Source organism: Halioglobus japonicus, from assembly GCF_001983995.1.
Lineage (GTDB): Bacteria > Pseudomonadota > Gammaproteobacteria > Pseudomonadales > Halieaceae > Halioglobus > Halioglobus japonicus.
The window spans coordinates 3,899,514-3,913,379 of sequence record NZ_CP019450.1; the positions used below are offsets into that span (position 1 = coordinate 3,899,514).

Here is a 13,866-nt window from a genome sequence, read left to right on the forward strand (position 1 = left end):
GGATTACCAGCATTGCTGAGGATGCGCTGCCAGCTCACCACTCACTGAGCGCTGGCCGTCTCGACCCAGCGTGAGAATACCGCACTGGCGGTCAAGGCGCTGGTCATTTTGTGGCCATGCAGCCACTGCCAGAAAATCTCCCTCCGATATTTTCAATTCGACTCGGTATACGGCTTGTGAGGGGCGGACGAGATTCGCACCACCGTCAATGAAATAGTCTTCCACCAACCCCAACTCAACCAGGGAAAGAGCATAGCGACGGTGCTCCAGCCAGAAACGCTCCTGTCGCGCTGCCAAGTCCTGCAGTACCGCAATGCCGATCACGCGATGAGACCTGATCTGGATGTGGCGATAAGCCGGTAGTGCTATCGTCATCAATATGGCCGTGATAACAAGCGCAATGAGCAGTTCAAGTAGCGAGAAACCGAGCTGCAGTCTCACCGGCTGTCCAATCCGCTCTCACGCCAGTGCGCACGCCATCGCAGCGCACCGGCAGGCTCGATAACCACGCCACCGTTCTCCCCTGCCTGCGGCAGCAACAATCCATCACGGTAGGGCAGGACACGCCCCGGTATTCCATGGCCAAGCACATAGCTACGATCAAGCTCCATTGGGAGGGTGGCATCCTCATCCCAGGACCGAGCTCGCAGTACTTCACGCAGCGCTGGCGCGCCGTTGTGTAAGTCGATCGCGTACCAACGGCCCTGGCCAAGGCCGCTTTCGCAGCGCTCGAGGGGTAGCGATGCTGGCGTATAGGTACTGAAAAAAACCTTCCCACTCCTGGTCAGCACCTCCGAGAACCCCTTCTCCCCCTCATGCATCAAAGACAGAGACCAACCCGCTTCCAGATCGGCCCCGGTACATTCTTCACTCGCTGGCTGGCGGCAAATGTCTGACACGTCTACTAGCTCCGTGTGGCTGACCGTCCCGGACTGACCGCGGTCCTTGATCAGATAGGCAAAGTTCTCCCTGACGGTATCCAGCGGCCTGGCACGATCTCCGGATACCAGTAGCACGCCGTCGTAGTCGCCGTGACCATCGCGGGCGCGGACAATATCAGCCCGGTGAAAAACAGGTCTGTCAGAACCCAGACGTGCGATGCGTCGAATGCTCGTCTCCGCCAATAGTTCAGCGATTTCTCCAGTCCATGCTGCGCCGGCCTCGGGAAAATCAATTCGCCATAACTGCCCTCCCAGATCAGCGATGTAGGCGCGATCTGTCGCCCCGCTATCGTCGCTGTCCAGCACCGCCGCTGGCGCGGCGAAACCGCTATCCATCCCCGGCGGAGCTAAGTCAGCGTCTATCTCACTAGCGCCACTTGCACGCCAAAGCAATGCACCAGATTCGGCATCTATCAGGTAGACAGCATTGCCCTTGACGGCAGACGTCACCTCACTCTCGCGCGCAAAGTTGTAGCCACCGCCCAACAGCAGGGCCGGCCGCAAGCTTGATTCACCCAAATCCAGGTGCACCAGCTGTGGCACAGAAAAGGTCAGCCCCAGATTTTCAAACTCAGGCGTATCTGCCGTAATTTCCCACAGTGGCGTAGGTAAATCCGGGCGGCTGACGTCGATGCCAAACACCCCCGCGCCACCGCGTCGCAAACCAAAAAACACCCAGACCCTGTCACCCGCTTCGGGATCAATGAAGCCATCGCGGTTCCGATCTTGACGATACACCGTCGGTGATCCATCGATCCCGTACAGCCGCGCCTTGTCAGACTGGCCAGGACCACTGTCGTCAGTGCGTTGGTGTAAGGCCTGCGGCACATAAGCCCACGCCAACGCATCCGTCCGCAGGCCAGTTTCAGATACTTTCAGCATGAATAGTGCACCGGTATTACTGCCGACAACGAGGCGCATATCAGACGGAGCGGGGGCGTCCTCTGGCACCCCGTAATCAATAAGAATAGGCTGAGAGTGCATTATCGCCCCCAGAGCCTGATCCTGCACCGTATCAATCAATTGCTCGCCAGCGCTTGAAGTAACCCGCAAGCCACCCATCCACAACTTGGACGGCGACGGCCGAAAAAACGGTTGAAAGCGCACCGTCCCCGGACTTAGGCCAACACCGGCAAAGCTCACAGCATTGAGCCCACCCCCTCTCGTCACCGCAGTCACCCACCCAGTTGAGAGTTTGGCTGCAATGCTCATCTCTGCATCACCCGGGACCAGATCCTCACTCCCGATGTGTACGACAACCGGCGGTGCACAGCGCGTACCGATCGCCTCATTCGCTAACATGCTGCTGATTCTTCGTTCGAAAACCGTCGGCAGTTCGCGGGGCAACTGGGCTGCAACGCCTGTCGCAATGACACGCCCCAAGAATGTCTCAAGCTCCTGCAGTGAAGATTCATCGCGCAAATTAGAGACACTGCGCAGCAACCACTGCGAACCGTCACAGACTTGGCCATCGCAGTCGCTAACGCGGGGCGCCAGCAAACTCACAGCAATTGCCGGCGGCCCCCACGGCCATTCTTCAGAGAGACCTATCTGGCGCAGGGCATCAGTGAGTACAACGGGTAACTTGCCCAGCAGGCCGGCCTGCTCAAGACCAGCCCAGTCAACTGCAACAACGACCTGCGCACCGGTATCACGCTTCATTTCACGCAGATAAATATCGACATCATCGGCACTTGCCGACTGCACGAGAACAACAATGGCCAGGCAGACCCAGAGTGGTCTCATTGATCCGACCTCGGTGCTAACACCACTATCCCCTGGTGCAATGTGGAGATCGCAGGAGGGACACTCGCACGCACAACAACTTCATAGCGCACAGCCTCGTAATGAATGGCACTGCTTGCCTTAGCTTCACCGAGTCGAGGTGGGATACCACCATCATCGCTAAGGATCTTCAGGTATGCCTGTGCATGTTCATTCGCTGTCCCCTCAAGGTGACTACAACCGGGCATGGTTAAGAAGCGTGTTCCGGGGTTACCGCGGGGCACTTCCAATCCCAGACAGGTAAGCCACTGTTCGATAAGCCCCAGTGCTTTCTGCCGCGTCTGTAAGCGAGCTTCCAGAGCCGGTGTAATCCGGACCTGGAATAGATGGGTCTCACTAACGGCGGCCACGGCCATGGCCAATAGACCAAGATAGACGAGCGCAAACATCAGAACGGTACCGCGCTGCCTCAAAGTCAGGGGGTTAACCACGCCACGCATCGCTGTTTCTCAACAACACAACAGACGTCATCTCAGTGCGGAGAAAATCTCCCGAAAGTGATAGCGGTAAGGGGCTACGCATACCAAGACGAATGCTCACAAGCAGTGTTTGCTGAAACTGATCCACATCAGGGGTGCTCTTCCACATGTCGGCGCGCCGATCGCCATTCGCATCCAGTGCATACGCAATCTGCAGCTGCTCTACGCCCTCTACGAGACACTCGATAGGCGCGGTGAGTGCTGCGGTCCGCGACAATCGCAGGCGACACAGCCCTGGCAAATCATCACCGGGCCTGACAGAATAATTTCGAACAAACCAAAGTGATGGCACAAAACGCCATAGGTCCCGGGACACACCACCCCCTCGCGACAGGCGAGGCTCATGATTGCCTGACTGCAGGTAGGTTTCTCCGTCTGTCACTGTGCCGAGGCTCTCTCCGCGCAGGCGCAGCGGATGGTCCAGTACCCGGCGCAGTAGCACAGCATCGCTCCCTGGCTGGTAATAATTCTCGCGCCGACAAACCTCGGGAATACTCTCACCCCCAGGGCTTACACCGTGACTATCCAGGTCATCAAAGTGCTCCAACATGGACATTGGTCCGAGCAGATAGGAGTAACAGCCATCATCACTGTCGATTACCCGCTTCACGTCCGCGGGCCAGACATGTCCATAAAAGCCCGCCATACTGAACTCACGCTCCAGTAGCTGAATAGCGTAACGACCATTGTCACGCATCATGGCAAGCTGCTCGTCATGCCAGTACTGCCGCATCACGGCCAGCAGCAAGCTGGCAACGCCCAGGCAAAGTAACGCGCCCAGAGCCACTGCCACCATTAACTCGATCAGGCCCAGGCCCGCACTCTGGGCGCGACGCATGTGCATTACCAACCGGTGCCTGGCGTCGTTTGCACAGCGAGTTGATGCCAACCTGGCGGTGTCGGTATCGCACAACTGTATGTGGACTGCGCCGCCTGCGGCGTCTCTGGCCAGGCGATGCTAATTTCCAGAGTGCCCGAATCACGCCAAATACAACGCTTAGCGCCGGGCACTACAACCAGACCCTGGAGATCGGCATACTCGCTCCCACCACGCTCGAGTTCGAACAGCGTCCGCAGCCCCCTTATAGCGTCGATCTGATGTTGCGCCAGCGCGCCCAACTCACGCGAGGTAGTCAGAGCTCGGGCCAATCCCAGTGTCGCAAGCGCCACCAACAAGAGTGCAATACTCACTTCAAAAAGTCCGGCCCCGCGCTGCCTGTTCACGCTGCTCCCCCGGGGCAAAGGCCCTCACCGCGAGCAACCCGACTGCGCCCTGCCCGGGAGAGTACGACGGCGAATGCATCACTGCCGCTCACACCTTTGGCACACAGCTGAAAACTGACATTCCGATTGGCGCTGCCATCTGGCCGCCACCGGACAGCGTCATGCAGTGGGCGGCTGGCCTGTCGATTGCTGACTGAAATACCTGAGGCAAGAGAATCCGAAATGCGCAGCAGCTCTGACGCACCAGGTGAGGCGACCCGCACTACCCACCCCTGGCGGTAGTCCTCTCCGCACACACCCGGCTCCGGTGCGCGCGGGCAAAGTTCAACCGGCGCTCCGCGAATGATCGACTCCACCCTCGCATATTCCATAGCACTGTGAAGCTGTAGTGCAATGGTGCGCATCTGATAGCGCGTGGACAGGCGCTCAAACCCGGGGAGTGATATTGCCAACAGCACCGCCACGATAATGAGGCTGACGAGCAACTCGATCAGAGTAAATCCGGCCTGAGCCAGTGGTCGCGATTTCCGTTTCACAATACACCTCCCGCTGAGCCAAGCATGGCTCAGTGGAGGTGCAGATTCGAGTGATTGGCTGAATACGACCGACGATGGTCGTTATTGCTGCCGCGATTTCCTGTATTACAGGTTTACGGCGTCGATGCGCAGCTCTTTGGGCAGCGAGAAGGTGACTTTTTCAGGGATACCCTGCACTTCAACAGGCGCCTCGGCACCCAGGGCCTGAAGACGATCGATCACTTCCTGGACCAGAATTTCCGGTGCGGAGGCCCCGGCGGTCACACCGATGCGCTGCTTGCCCTGCAGCCAGGTGGGATCGATATCCGCTGCCCGGTCGAGAAGATAGGCCTCAGCGCCCATACGCTCGGCCAGTTCGCGCAGGCGATTGGAGTTAGAGGAATTGGGTGAGCCCACGACCAGCATAAGGTCACAGCCGGCACCGAGGTCCTTGACCGCGTCCTGGCGATTCTGGGTGGCATAGCAAATGTCGTTCTTGCGCGGCCCTTCAATCCGGGGAAAGCGCTCACGCAGTGCATCGATGACTCGCGCCGTATCGTCCATCGACAGGGTGGTCTGGGTCACATAAGACAGACTGTCGGGCTCCCTTACCTGCAACGTCGCAGCCTGCGCTTCGTCCTCGACAAGATAAATCTCGCCGCCCGCAGTGTGGTCGTACTGCCCCATCGTACCTACAACTTCGGGGTGTCCCTCGTGGCCGATAAGAATGCACTCACGACCTTCGCGACTGTAGCGAGCGACTTCCATGTGTACCTTGGTTACCAGCGGGCAGGTCGCGTCGAACACCTTTAGCTGGCGACGCTGGGCTTCATTGCGCACCGCCTGGGATACACCGTGTGCGCTGAAAATCACAATGCAGTCGTCGGGCACTTCATCGAGCTCATCGACAAACACGGCGCCCCGCTCACGCAGATCACCCACCACAAATTTATTGTGCACCACCTCGTGGCGCACGTAGATCGGTGCGCCAAACACTTCCAGCGCCCGGTTAACAATATCAATGGCCCGATCTACGCCGGCACAAAAGCCGCGCGGGTTGGCCAGTTGAATTTCCATTAGTGCAGCTCCGCCGGTTCTACCCGATGAATATGGACATCGAAAAGTATAGTACGGCCAGCCAGGGGATGGTTGAAATCCACGGTTACCTCGTCGCCGTCAATGGCGATCACCATGCCGGGGAGCTCACCACCACCGGCATCGGCAAATGAAAACACAAGACCAACCTCCAGGTTGACGTCGTCGTCGAACTGGGACGCGTTCATGCGCTGGACGTTGTTTTCATTGGGCTGACCAAATGCGTCTTCGGGGGGACTTCAAACATCTTGCGCTCGCCCGCCACCATGCCAAAAAGACGGTGCTCGAAACCGGCCAGCAAACTGCCATCACCCACGGCAAAGTCTACCGGGTCACCCCCGAAGTTGGAGTCTACCTCGGATCCATCTTCCAGGCTCACGGAAAAGTTCAGATACACCCGGGTGCCTTCACTGACGGGGACGTTTACAGTACTCATTCTTTGGTTCTACCTACCATAAAGCTCTCCAGCAGCATACAGCCTGCACCTACGGTGATGGCCGAGTCCGCAATATTGAAGGCGGGGAAGTACCAGCCGCCGTAATGGACCGAGATAAAATCGACAACGTAACCGAGGACCATCCGGTCCCAGACATTGCCAATCGCGCCGCCCAGGATTAATGCCAGACTGAGTGACAATAGCCATTGACTACGCTCGGCGACAAACAACCAGATCACCAGCCCGACACTGATAACCAATGCCAGCACCGTGAAAAACCAGCGCTGCCAACCACCGGCTTCGCTGAGAAAACTGAACGCCGCGCCGGTATTGTGCTGCAGCGTCAGGTTAAACCAGGAGAACACCTCGACCGGAACGCCGTAGTGGAGCTGATTGCTGGCCAGCCCCTTGGTGTACTGATCCAGCATCACAATTACTGCGGCCAGCACGTACCAGGGCCACGCCCCTACCCCGCTACGCAAAGCTACGCTGCTCGCCATCGCCGTCCACGTTCTCAACACAGCGACCACACAGGGTCGGGTGTGCCGCGTGCTGACCAACATCTTCACGGCGATGCCAGCAACGCTCGCACTTCTCGGCAGTGGAAACATCAACCAGGATACGCAGCCCCTCAACGTCACTAAAGGCGGCCCCTTCCGGGGCTTCAGCCAGCGCAGCGATGCTGGCGCCAGACGTGATCAGCACGAAGCGCAACTCATCACCCAGCGCAGCGAGTTGCTCGGCCAGCTCGGTGTCGGCATAGAGGGTTACATTCGCGTCCAGCGATCCGCGCAGTTCTCCGGCCGCGCGACGCGCTTCCATTTCCTTGTTCACAGCGGCGCGCACGGCTACCATCTGGCGCCAGTACTCGCGGCCCATGGATTGATCGTCCGCCAGGATGGAAAGGCCCTCGTACCAGGTTTCCAGGAACACCGACTCGCTGCGCTCACCCGGCAGATTTTCCCAGATTTCCTCGGCGGTAAAACTGAGGATAGGCGCAATCCAGCGCACCAGCGCCTCGCCGATATGGTACATCGCAGTTTGCGCCGAGCGACGCGCGATACTATCAGTGCGCGTGGTGTACTGACGGTCTTTGATCACATCCAGATAGAAACCACCCAGATCACCGGCACAGAAGTTGTGCAGTTTCTGGTAAATCTGGTGGAAATTATAGGACGCGTAATCCTCGGCAAGCTCTGCCTGCAGGGCAGCGGTGCGATCGATTGCCCAGCGATCCAGCGACAACATGTCGTCAAATGGCAACGCGTCGGTCGCGGGCTCAAAGCCGTTCAGGTTTGAAAGCAGGAAGCGCGCAGTATTGCGGATCCGGCGATAGGAGTCCGCTGTCCGCTTGAGGATCTCATCACTGACACTCAATTCGCCGCGATAGTCCGTGGCAGCCACCCACAGGCGCATGATGTCGGCGCCGAGATCGTTCATGACCGTCTTGGGTGCAATGATGTTGCCCAGCGACTTGGACATCTTGCGGCCTTCGGAGTCCACCGTGAAACCGTGCGTGAGCACACTCTTATAGGGCGCAGCGCCGTCGATGGCAGTGCCGGTCACCAGCGATGACTGGAACCAGCCGCGGTGCTGGTCCGAGCCCTCCAGGTAGAGGTCGGCAGGTTTGTGCAATTCCGACCGGCGCTCGAGCACACTGACGTGGGTGACACCAGAGTCGAACCACACATCCAGGGTATCGGTCACTTTCTCGTAATCGTCGGCCTCATCGCCAAGCAGCTCAGCAGGTTCCAGCTCGAACCAGGCATCGATACCACGGGACTCCATTTGCAGTGCAACCTGCTCGATCAGTTCATCGGTGCGCGGATGCAACTCGCCGGTCTGTTTATGGATAAACAGGGCAATAGGAACGCCCCAGGTCCGCTGGCGAGAGATACACCAGTCGGGGGCGCCGGCTACCATGCCGCTGATGCGCGCTTCACCCCATTCGGGGTGCCAGGTGACTTTCTCGATCTCCGCCAGGGCCCTATCGCGCAGCCCCTCCTTGCTCATGCTCACAAACCACTGCGGTGTGGCACGGAAGATGATCGGGGTCTTATGACGCCAGCAGTGCGGATAGGAGTGTTCGTACTGCTCGTAGTGCATGAGCACACCGCGCTCTTGCAGCAGCTCGACAATCGCCGGGTTGGCCTTCATCACATGCTGGCCGGCAAAGTATTCAGTTCCCTCGAGGTAAACACCGTTGCCGCCCACCGGGTTATACACTTCGATGTCGTAGCGCTTGCCGACCACAAAGTCATCGGCGCCGTGCGCCGGTGCCGTGTGCACGGCCCCTGTGCCGGCCTCGGTGGTCACGTGATCACCGAGAATCACTGGCAACTGGCGATCCAGGAAGGGATGCTGCAGCAGCTGGCGCTCCAGATCGGCGCCCTTACAGCGACCGAGAATTTCGACGCTCTCCAGCCCATAGCGTGCAGCACAGCTCTCCAACAGCTCCGCGGCGACAACCAGCGCCCGGCCCTCGGCGGCCACCAGCACATACTCCAGCTCCGGGTGCAGGCTCACGGCCATACTGGCAGGCAGCGTCCAGGGGGTGGTGGTCCAGATCACCACAGCGATTTCACCGCTGTAGTCACTGCCCATCGCCGCATTGAAGGCGCCGGGATCGACAGCGGCATAAGCCACATCGACAGCCGGTGAATGCTTGTCGGCATATTCCACTTCAGCTTCAGCCAGGGCGGACCCACAATCCGTGCACCAGTGGACGGGCTTAAAGCCTTTGTTCAGGTGGCCGTTACCCACTATGCGTCCGAGGGCACGCACAATGTCGGCCTCGGTCTGGTAGTTCATGGTCAGATACGGGTCGGCCCAATCACCGAACACACCCATACGAATAAACGTCTCGCGCTGCCCATCCACCTGGCGCGCTGCATACTCACGGCACTTCTGGCGGAATTCAGCGGGCGTGACTTTCACGCCAGGCTTGCCCACTTTCTTTTCAACGTTCAGCTCAATCGGCAGGCCATGACAATCCCAGCCGGGTACATAGGGGGCGTCGAAGCCGTCCAGGCCCCGGGACTTTACGATAATGTCTTTGAGAATCTTGTTAACCGCGTGGCCCAGGTGCAGATCGCCGTTGGCGTAGGGAGGGCCATCGTGCAGGATAAACTTGGGACGGCCTTCAGAGGCCTGGCGAATCTTGCCGTAGAGGTCCATATCCGCCCACTGCTTCAGCCGTGCAGGCTCGCGCTGGGCCAGGCTGGCCTTCATGGGGAATGCCGTCTTGGGCAGGTTCAGGGTCGCTTTGTAATCACTCATATCTTCTTTCTCAGGCCGGCCGTTGTTCGAACCAGGCCCTGGTACTCGCTATATCTCTGGCGATGTTCTCTTTGAGCTCCTCCAGAGAGCCAAACTTCTTTTCGTCCCGCAATCGATGGCGGAACGTTACTTCAATGTGCTGGCCGTACAGCTGTATCTGGCGGTCCAGCAGGTGAACTTCAAGGTTGGCCTTGATACTATCCTCCACCGTCGGACGCACACCGACATTGGCAACGCCCCGGGCCGCCTCCAGTCCAGCCCCATTCACTTCCACGGCATACACGCCAGCCAGTGGCGCCCGCAACCGGCGCAATTCCAGGTTCGCCGTGGGCGTACCGATGGTCGCTCCCAACTGGCGGCCGTAAATCACTTTGCCTGCAATGGAATATGGCCGGCCCAGCATCTCCTCGGCACGGTCAAAATAGGCGTTTTCCAATGCTTCGCGGATACGTGTACTGCTCACCCGGCTACCATCCCACTCGCGGGTCGGGGTCGGCCCCGCATCGTAGCCGTGGATTTCACCCTGCTGCTGGATGTACTGGACATCGCCCTGGCGATCGTTGCCAAAGCGAAAGTCATCTCCGAGTACGACGTACTTCACGCCCAGCCCTTCGACAAACACCTGCTCGACAAACTGCTGGGCCGTCATGGCGCGAAGTCGCTCGTTAAAGCGGATGCGCAGCAGACGATCTATCCCGAGTGCTTCCATGGCCCGAAATTTCTCCCGGAAGCTCATAATTCGGGCCGGCGCCTGTAGCGGCGAAAAATACTCGCGCGGCAGTGGCTCGAAGACGATGACAGTTGATGGCAGGCCCAACTCAGCGGCTTTGCTCTGCAGATGGCTGAGCACAGCCTGATGGCCCAGATGCACCCCGTCAAAGGCGCCAATCGTAGCCACACAATCGCGGTGTCTGGGCCGCAAATTGTGCAGGCCGCGTATCAACTCCATGGGAATCTGGTTTGCCCGGTGAAATCCAACGCCGAATTATAGCGAAACCACCCTCCCCCTGAAACGTCCATTTTCCCGGTTATTGCCACCAGAGGGCTGGATGGATGGGTGTTGACTTGGGGATCGCCAGGTGCGCCAAACGACCCTGACGCCCCGGCAGCGCCTAGCCGTCGTAGGGTACCCGACCCTTCATAAACATCTCGCGATTCTCGCGCTTCTTTCCCTCGGACTTGCGCAGCAGGACATAAACCGCCCCGGTACCGCCATGGCGGGGCTGGGCCGAGTGAAAGGCCTGCACCTGGTCGAGCTCGCGCAACCAGTGATCGGTACAGCCCTTGAGAATAGATGAGCGCTCGCGCTCAGCTTTGCTCTCACCCTTGCCGTGAATAATGATGACACTGCGGATCCCCAGGCGCACCGACTCCTGGATAAACTCAAACAATTCCTTGCGGGCGATCCGGGTTGTCATGCGGTGCAGATCGAGGCGGGCTTCCGCCTCATAGCGGCCCTGTTTGAGCCGGCGAAACACCCCGTTCTGAACGCCGGGGCGCTTGTAATCGAGGACATACCATGGATCCAGGGGTGCAATGGCCAGACCGTCCTCAGTCAGGATATTGCCGTCATCGCGCTTATCGAGAGTAGCCGCCTCACGCCGCTGATCCAGCGAGGAATCCCGATGGCGCTTTTTATCCAGGCGCACCCTCCCCTCACGCTTAAGCGGGACCACGTCGGACATTTCGTCGAAAAACAGGCTCTCTTCGTCGCTGGACATAGGGTTTCTGACTCCTTGCTGGGCTATTATATCGCTCTGTTGCAGCAGGCAAATACCCGAATATGGACAACAGCAGTGCAGATCAATGCCCTCTCTGCGGCGAGCCCAACCAGTGTGCCATGGCCGCTGGCCAGCCTGCCGAGAGTTGCTGGTGCATGACCGCCCAGATCGCACCGGAGGCCATCGAGCGACTGGCGCCCGAAGACAAAGGCACCCGCTGTATCTGCCCAGGCTGCGGTTCCACCCCCACCAGGAGTTCAATTTGAAAGGCAATGTCGTCAACGGCGTAGGGTACCTGTTTGAAGGTGCCAAGCTGCTCACCCACCCCTCACTGCGCCTCTTTGTGCTGGTGCCTCTGGCCATCAATATCGTGATTTTTGGCACCTTGATCAGCATCGGCATGAGCTATCTCATCGACTGGATGGACCAGGCCCTGGCCTGGGTGCCGGACTGGCTCAGCTTTATCGAATGGATACTCTGGCCACTGGTCGGCCTGACCCTGAGCCTGATGACAGGCTATATGTTTACGGCTGTGGCCCTGATCATCGCCTCGCCGTTCAACGGCCTGTTAGCCGAAAAAGCGGAAGAACTCGTAACTGGAAAGGAAGTACCGGCCCTGGAGGGGCTGGGCGCGGCACTGATGATGGTGCCGCTGGGCATTGTGCGGGAACTGGCCAAACTCATGTACTACCTACCCATGGCAGCGTTCGTCCTGCTAATAACCTTTATTCCCGTGTTGAACACCGTGGCCCCGCTGCTTTGGTTCCTGCTGGGAGCGTGGATGATGTCTATCCAGTTCGTCGACTACCCCATGGACAATCACCAGCTCAGCTTTGGCGACGTCAAAGAGGCGGTGCGCAGCCGCCGCCTTAGCAGCATGGGATTTGGCGGCGCCGTGGCGCTGTGCACCGGCATCCCCATTGTGAACTTCTTTGTGGTACCGGCAGCCGTCGTGGGCGCCACATTGCTGTGGTGCCGAGAGCTGAATCGCTAAACGAGCAGCTCCGCAGGGGGGTAGGTGCACTCCAGCTTCGCGCCGAGCAAGGCCTCGAGGTCAGGCAGCAAGAATGCGTCGTCTTCACTAGCAAAACTGATAGAGGTGCCAGTGGCGCCGGCACGACCAGTACGACCGATGCGGTGCACGTAGTCTTCCGGATCCTCAGGCAGGTTGTAGTTCACCACATGGCTGATGCCATCGACGTGAATACCGCGCCCCGCCACGTCGGTGGCCACCAGCACCTTGATCTCACCGGTTTTGAACTGTTCCAGTGTGCGGGTGCGCTTACCCTGGGGAATTTCACCCGACAGAATACCCGCCTTCACACCTGACTTACGCAGCCGCTCGTGCAGCCTCCGCACCTGGTCGCGGCGATTGGCGAACACAATCAGGCTGTTGCAGTCTTCACTTTTAATGACGTTATTAAGCACCCGGTAGCGCTCTTCGCTGCTGACCAGATAAATTTTCTGGTCCACCGTATCGGTGGCAACAGATTCAGGCTCAATCTCAACCGTCACCGGTTCAAAGGTCCACTGCTGGGAAAGATTGATAATGTCCTGGGTAAATGTCGCCGAGAACAACAGCGTTTGACGGTTTTCCTTGCGAGGCGTGGCACGGACAATACGCTTCACCTGCGGGATAAAGCCCATGTCGAGCATCCGGTCCGCCTCGTCGAGCACCAGTACCTCGATGTGATCGAGATAGAGATCGCGGCGAGTCATGAAATCGATCAGGCGGCCCGGCGTAGCCACAACCAGATCAACCACGTTGTTCTGCAAGCGGTTGAGCTGCTTCTGGTAATCCATACCGCCAATCAGGGTGACCACTTCCAGCCCGGTGTGCTTGCCGAGGTCGGCGGCATCCGCAGCGATCTGCATGACCAGCTCACGGGTGGGCGCAATCACCAGCGCGCGCGGCTCGCCAATAAAGCGCTCACCCTCAACATGGTTGCTCAGCAAATCATTGAAGATGGTAATGAGGAATGCGGCCGTTTTACCGGTGCCTGTCTGCGCCTTGCCAATCGCGTCATTGCCTTTGAGTGTATGCGGCAACACCTGGCCCTGAATAGGCGAGCAATATTGAAAGCCGAGCTCGGCAATACCGCGCATCAGTTCGTCGCGCAGGCCGAGGTCGTGGAAGCGTACCTTGCCCTCTTCTGGCTCAACGACAAACTCGTCGATGCTCCAGGGCTGGGGAGCAGCTTTGGGCTTGCGAGAACGGCGGCGTTTCTTGTTGCCGCTGGCCTGCTGCGCCTGCTCTTTGCGCGGCGACTTGTTCTGACCTGCAGGGGCCTGGACAGCTTCACCAGCACTGTTGTTCTTGCCGGTAATACGCCCTACAAAACTCTTGATCAATTGACTGTAATCCTGTGACTGCTCAAAAAACGCGCTAGT

14 protein-coding genes and 1 pseudogene are annotated in these 13,866 nt (G+C 58.8%); 2 read left to right on the forward strand and 13 right to left on the reverse strand.

Translation table 11 applies throughout. The annotated features are described in order from the left end of the window. Positions 1 to 3 precede the first annotated feature (3 nt). From BST95_RS18355 to smrA, 12 genes and pseudogenes are all read right to left on the reverse strand, one after another. Positions 4 to 441, reverse strand: coding sequence for a type IV pilin protein (locus tag BST95_RS18355; RefSeq protein ID WP_146004269.1), 438 nt, complete (start codon positions 439 to 441; stop codon positions 4 to 6). Further along, on the reverse strand, positions 438 to 2,687 hold the full coding sequence (locus BST95_RS18360; RefSeq protein WP_084200866.1) for a pilus assembly protein: 2,250 nt from the start codon (positions 2,685 to 2,687) through the stop codon (positions 438 to 440). The genes BST95_RS18355 and BST95_RS18360 overlap by 4 nt, the downstream gene beginning before the upstream one ends. After that, a complete protein-coding gene (locus BST95_RS18365) occupies positions 2,684 to 3,166 on the reverse strand; it encodes a hypothetical protein (protein WP_084200867.1) in 483 nt (160 codons plus the stop codon). The genes BST95_RS18360 and BST95_RS18365 overlap by 4 nt, the downstream gene beginning before the upstream one ends. Beyond that, positions 3,150 to 4,043, reverse strand: coding sequence for a PilW family protein (locus BST95_RS18370; protein ID WP_169843996.1), 894 nt, complete (start codon positions 4,041 to 4,043; stop codon positions 3,150 to 3,152). The genes BST95_RS18365 and BST95_RS18370 overlap by 17 nt, the downstream gene beginning before the upstream one ends. A 5-nt stretch (positions 4,044 to 4,048) precedes the next feature. Then, complete coding sequence (locus BST95_RS18375; protein ID WP_146004270.1) at positions 4,049 to 4,396, reverse strand: hypothetical protein; 348 nt, start codon at positions 4,394 to 4,396, stop codon at positions 4,049 to 4,051. Between the two features lie 29 nt (positions 4,397 to 4,425). Beyond that, on the reverse strand, positions 4,426 to 4,965 hold the full coding sequence (locus tag BST95_RS18380; RefSeq protein WP_084200870.1) for a GspH/FimT family pseudopilin: 540 nt from the start codon (positions 4,963 to 4,965) through the stop codon (positions 4,426 to 4,428). A 105-nt stretch (positions 4,966 to 5,070) separates the two neighbouring features. Further along, positions 5,071 to 6,021, reverse strand: coding sequence for a 4-hydroxy-3-methylbut-2-enyl diphosphate reductase (gene ispH / locus BST95_RS18385; RefSeq protein ID WP_084200871.1), 951 nt, complete (start codon positions 6,019 to 6,021; stop codon positions 5,071 to 5,073). Further along, a pseudogene (locus BST95_RS18390) lies at positions 6,021 to 6,475 on the reverse strand (FKBP-type peptidyl-prolyl cis-trans isomerase). Before BST95_RS18390 ends, ispH begins: the two are co-directional and overlap by 1 nt. Beyond that, the gene (gene lspA, locus BST95_RS18395) at positions 6,472 to 6,903 is read right to left on the reverse strand and encodes a signal peptidase II (RefSeq protein WP_229801922.1); all 432 of its coding nucleotides are present in this window, start codon (positions 6,901 to 6,903) and stop codon (positions 6,472 to 6,474) included. The pseudogene BST95_RS18390 and the gene lspA overlap by 4 nt, the downstream one beginning before the upstream one ends. 46 nt (positions 6,904 to 6,949) lie before the next feature. Beyond that, the gene (gene ileS, locus BST95_RS18400; RefSeq protein WP_084200873.1) at positions 6,950 to 9,754 is read right to left on the reverse strand and encodes an isoleucine--tRNA ligase; all 2,805 of its coding nucleotides are present in this window, start codon (positions 9,752 to 9,754) and stop codon (positions 6,950 to 6,952) included. A gap of 10 nt (positions 9,755 to 9,764) precedes the next feature. After that, positions 9,765 to 10,703, reverse strand: coding sequence for a bifunctional riboflavin kinase/FAD synthetase (gene ribF, locus BST95_RS18405; protein ID WP_084200874.1), 939 nt, complete (start codon positions 10,701 to 10,703; stop codon positions 9,765 to 9,767). Between the two features lie 163 nt (positions 10,704 to 10,866). Next, the gene (smrA, locus tag BST95_RS18410) at positions 10,867 to 11,475 is read right to left on the reverse strand and encodes a DNA endonuclease SmrA (protein WP_084200875.1); all 609 of its coding nucleotides are present in this window, start codon (positions 11,473 to 11,475) and stop codon (positions 10,867 to 10,869) included. Positions 11,476 to 11,537: 62 nt separating this feature from the next. On the opposite strand from smrA, the gene BST95_RS18415 reads away from it, so the two are divergent. Together BST95_RS18415 and cysZ are read left to right on the forward strand one after the other, a co-directional pair. Continuing rightward, entirely contained in the window at positions 11,538 to 11,741 is a 204-nt protein-coding gene (locus BST95_RS18415) for a cysteine-rich CWC family protein (RefSeq protein WP_084200876.1), read from the forward strand. Beyond that, entirely contained in the window at positions 11,738 to 12,469 is a 732-nt protein-coding gene (gene cysZ / locus BST95_RS18420) for a sulfate transporter CysZ (RefSeq protein WP_084200877.1), read from the forward strand. The genes BST95_RS18415 and cysZ overlap by 4 nt, the downstream gene beginning before the upstream one ends. On the opposite strand, the gene rhlB is transcribed toward cysZ, so the two are convergent. Then, a complete protein-coding gene (gene rhlB / locus BST95_RS18425) occupies positions 12,466 to 13,827 on the reverse strand; it encodes an ATP-dependent RNA helicase RhlB (protein ID WP_084200878.1) in 1,362 nt (453 codons plus the stop codon). The two genes, cysZ and rhlB, sit on opposite strands and share 4 nt — an antisense overlap. Positions 13,828 to 13,866 lie beyond the last annotated feature (39 nt).

What these genes read in the sequence shown, in the direction of transcription:
- BST95_RS18370 (WP_169843996.1), bottom strand. Translation starts at nt 4,043, where the DNA reads ATGCGTCGCGCCCAGAGTGCGGGCCTGGGCCTGATCGAGTTAATGGTG.
- ribF (WP_084200874.1), bottom strand. Translation starts at nt 10,703, where the DNA reads ATGGAGTTGATACGCGGCCTGCACAATTTGCGGCCCAGACACCGCGAT.
- BST95_RS18360 (WP_084200866.1), bottom strand. Translation starts at nt 2,687, where the DNA reads ATGAGACCACTCTGGGTCTGCCTGGCCATTGTTGTTCTCGTGCAGTCG.
- ileS (WP_084200873.1), bottom strand. Translation starts at nt 9,754, where the DNA reads ATGAGTGATTACAAAGCGACCCTGAACCTGCCCAAGACGGCATTCCCC.
- ispH (WP_084200871.1), bottom strand. Translation starts at nt 6,021, where the DNA reads ATGGAAATTCAACTGGCCAACCCGCGCGGCTTTTGTGCCGGCGTAGAT.
- smrA (WP_084200875.1), bottom strand. Translation starts at nt 11,475, where the DNA reads ATGTCCAGCGACGAAGAGAGCCTGTTTTTCGACGAAATGTCCGACGTG.
- lspA (WP_229801922.1), bottom strand. Translation starts at nt 6,903, where the DNA reads ATGCTGGATCAGTACACCAAGGGGCTGGCCAGCAATCAGCTCCACTAC.
- BST95_RS18415 (WP_084200876.1), top strand. Translation starts at nt 11,538, where the DNA reads ATGGACAACAGCAGTGCAGATCAATGCCCTCTCTGCGGCGAGCCCAAC.
- BST95_RS18365 (WP_084200867.1), bottom strand. Translation starts at nt 3,166, where the DNA reads ATGCGTGGCGTGGTTAACCCCCTGACTTTGAGGCAGCGCGGTACCGTT.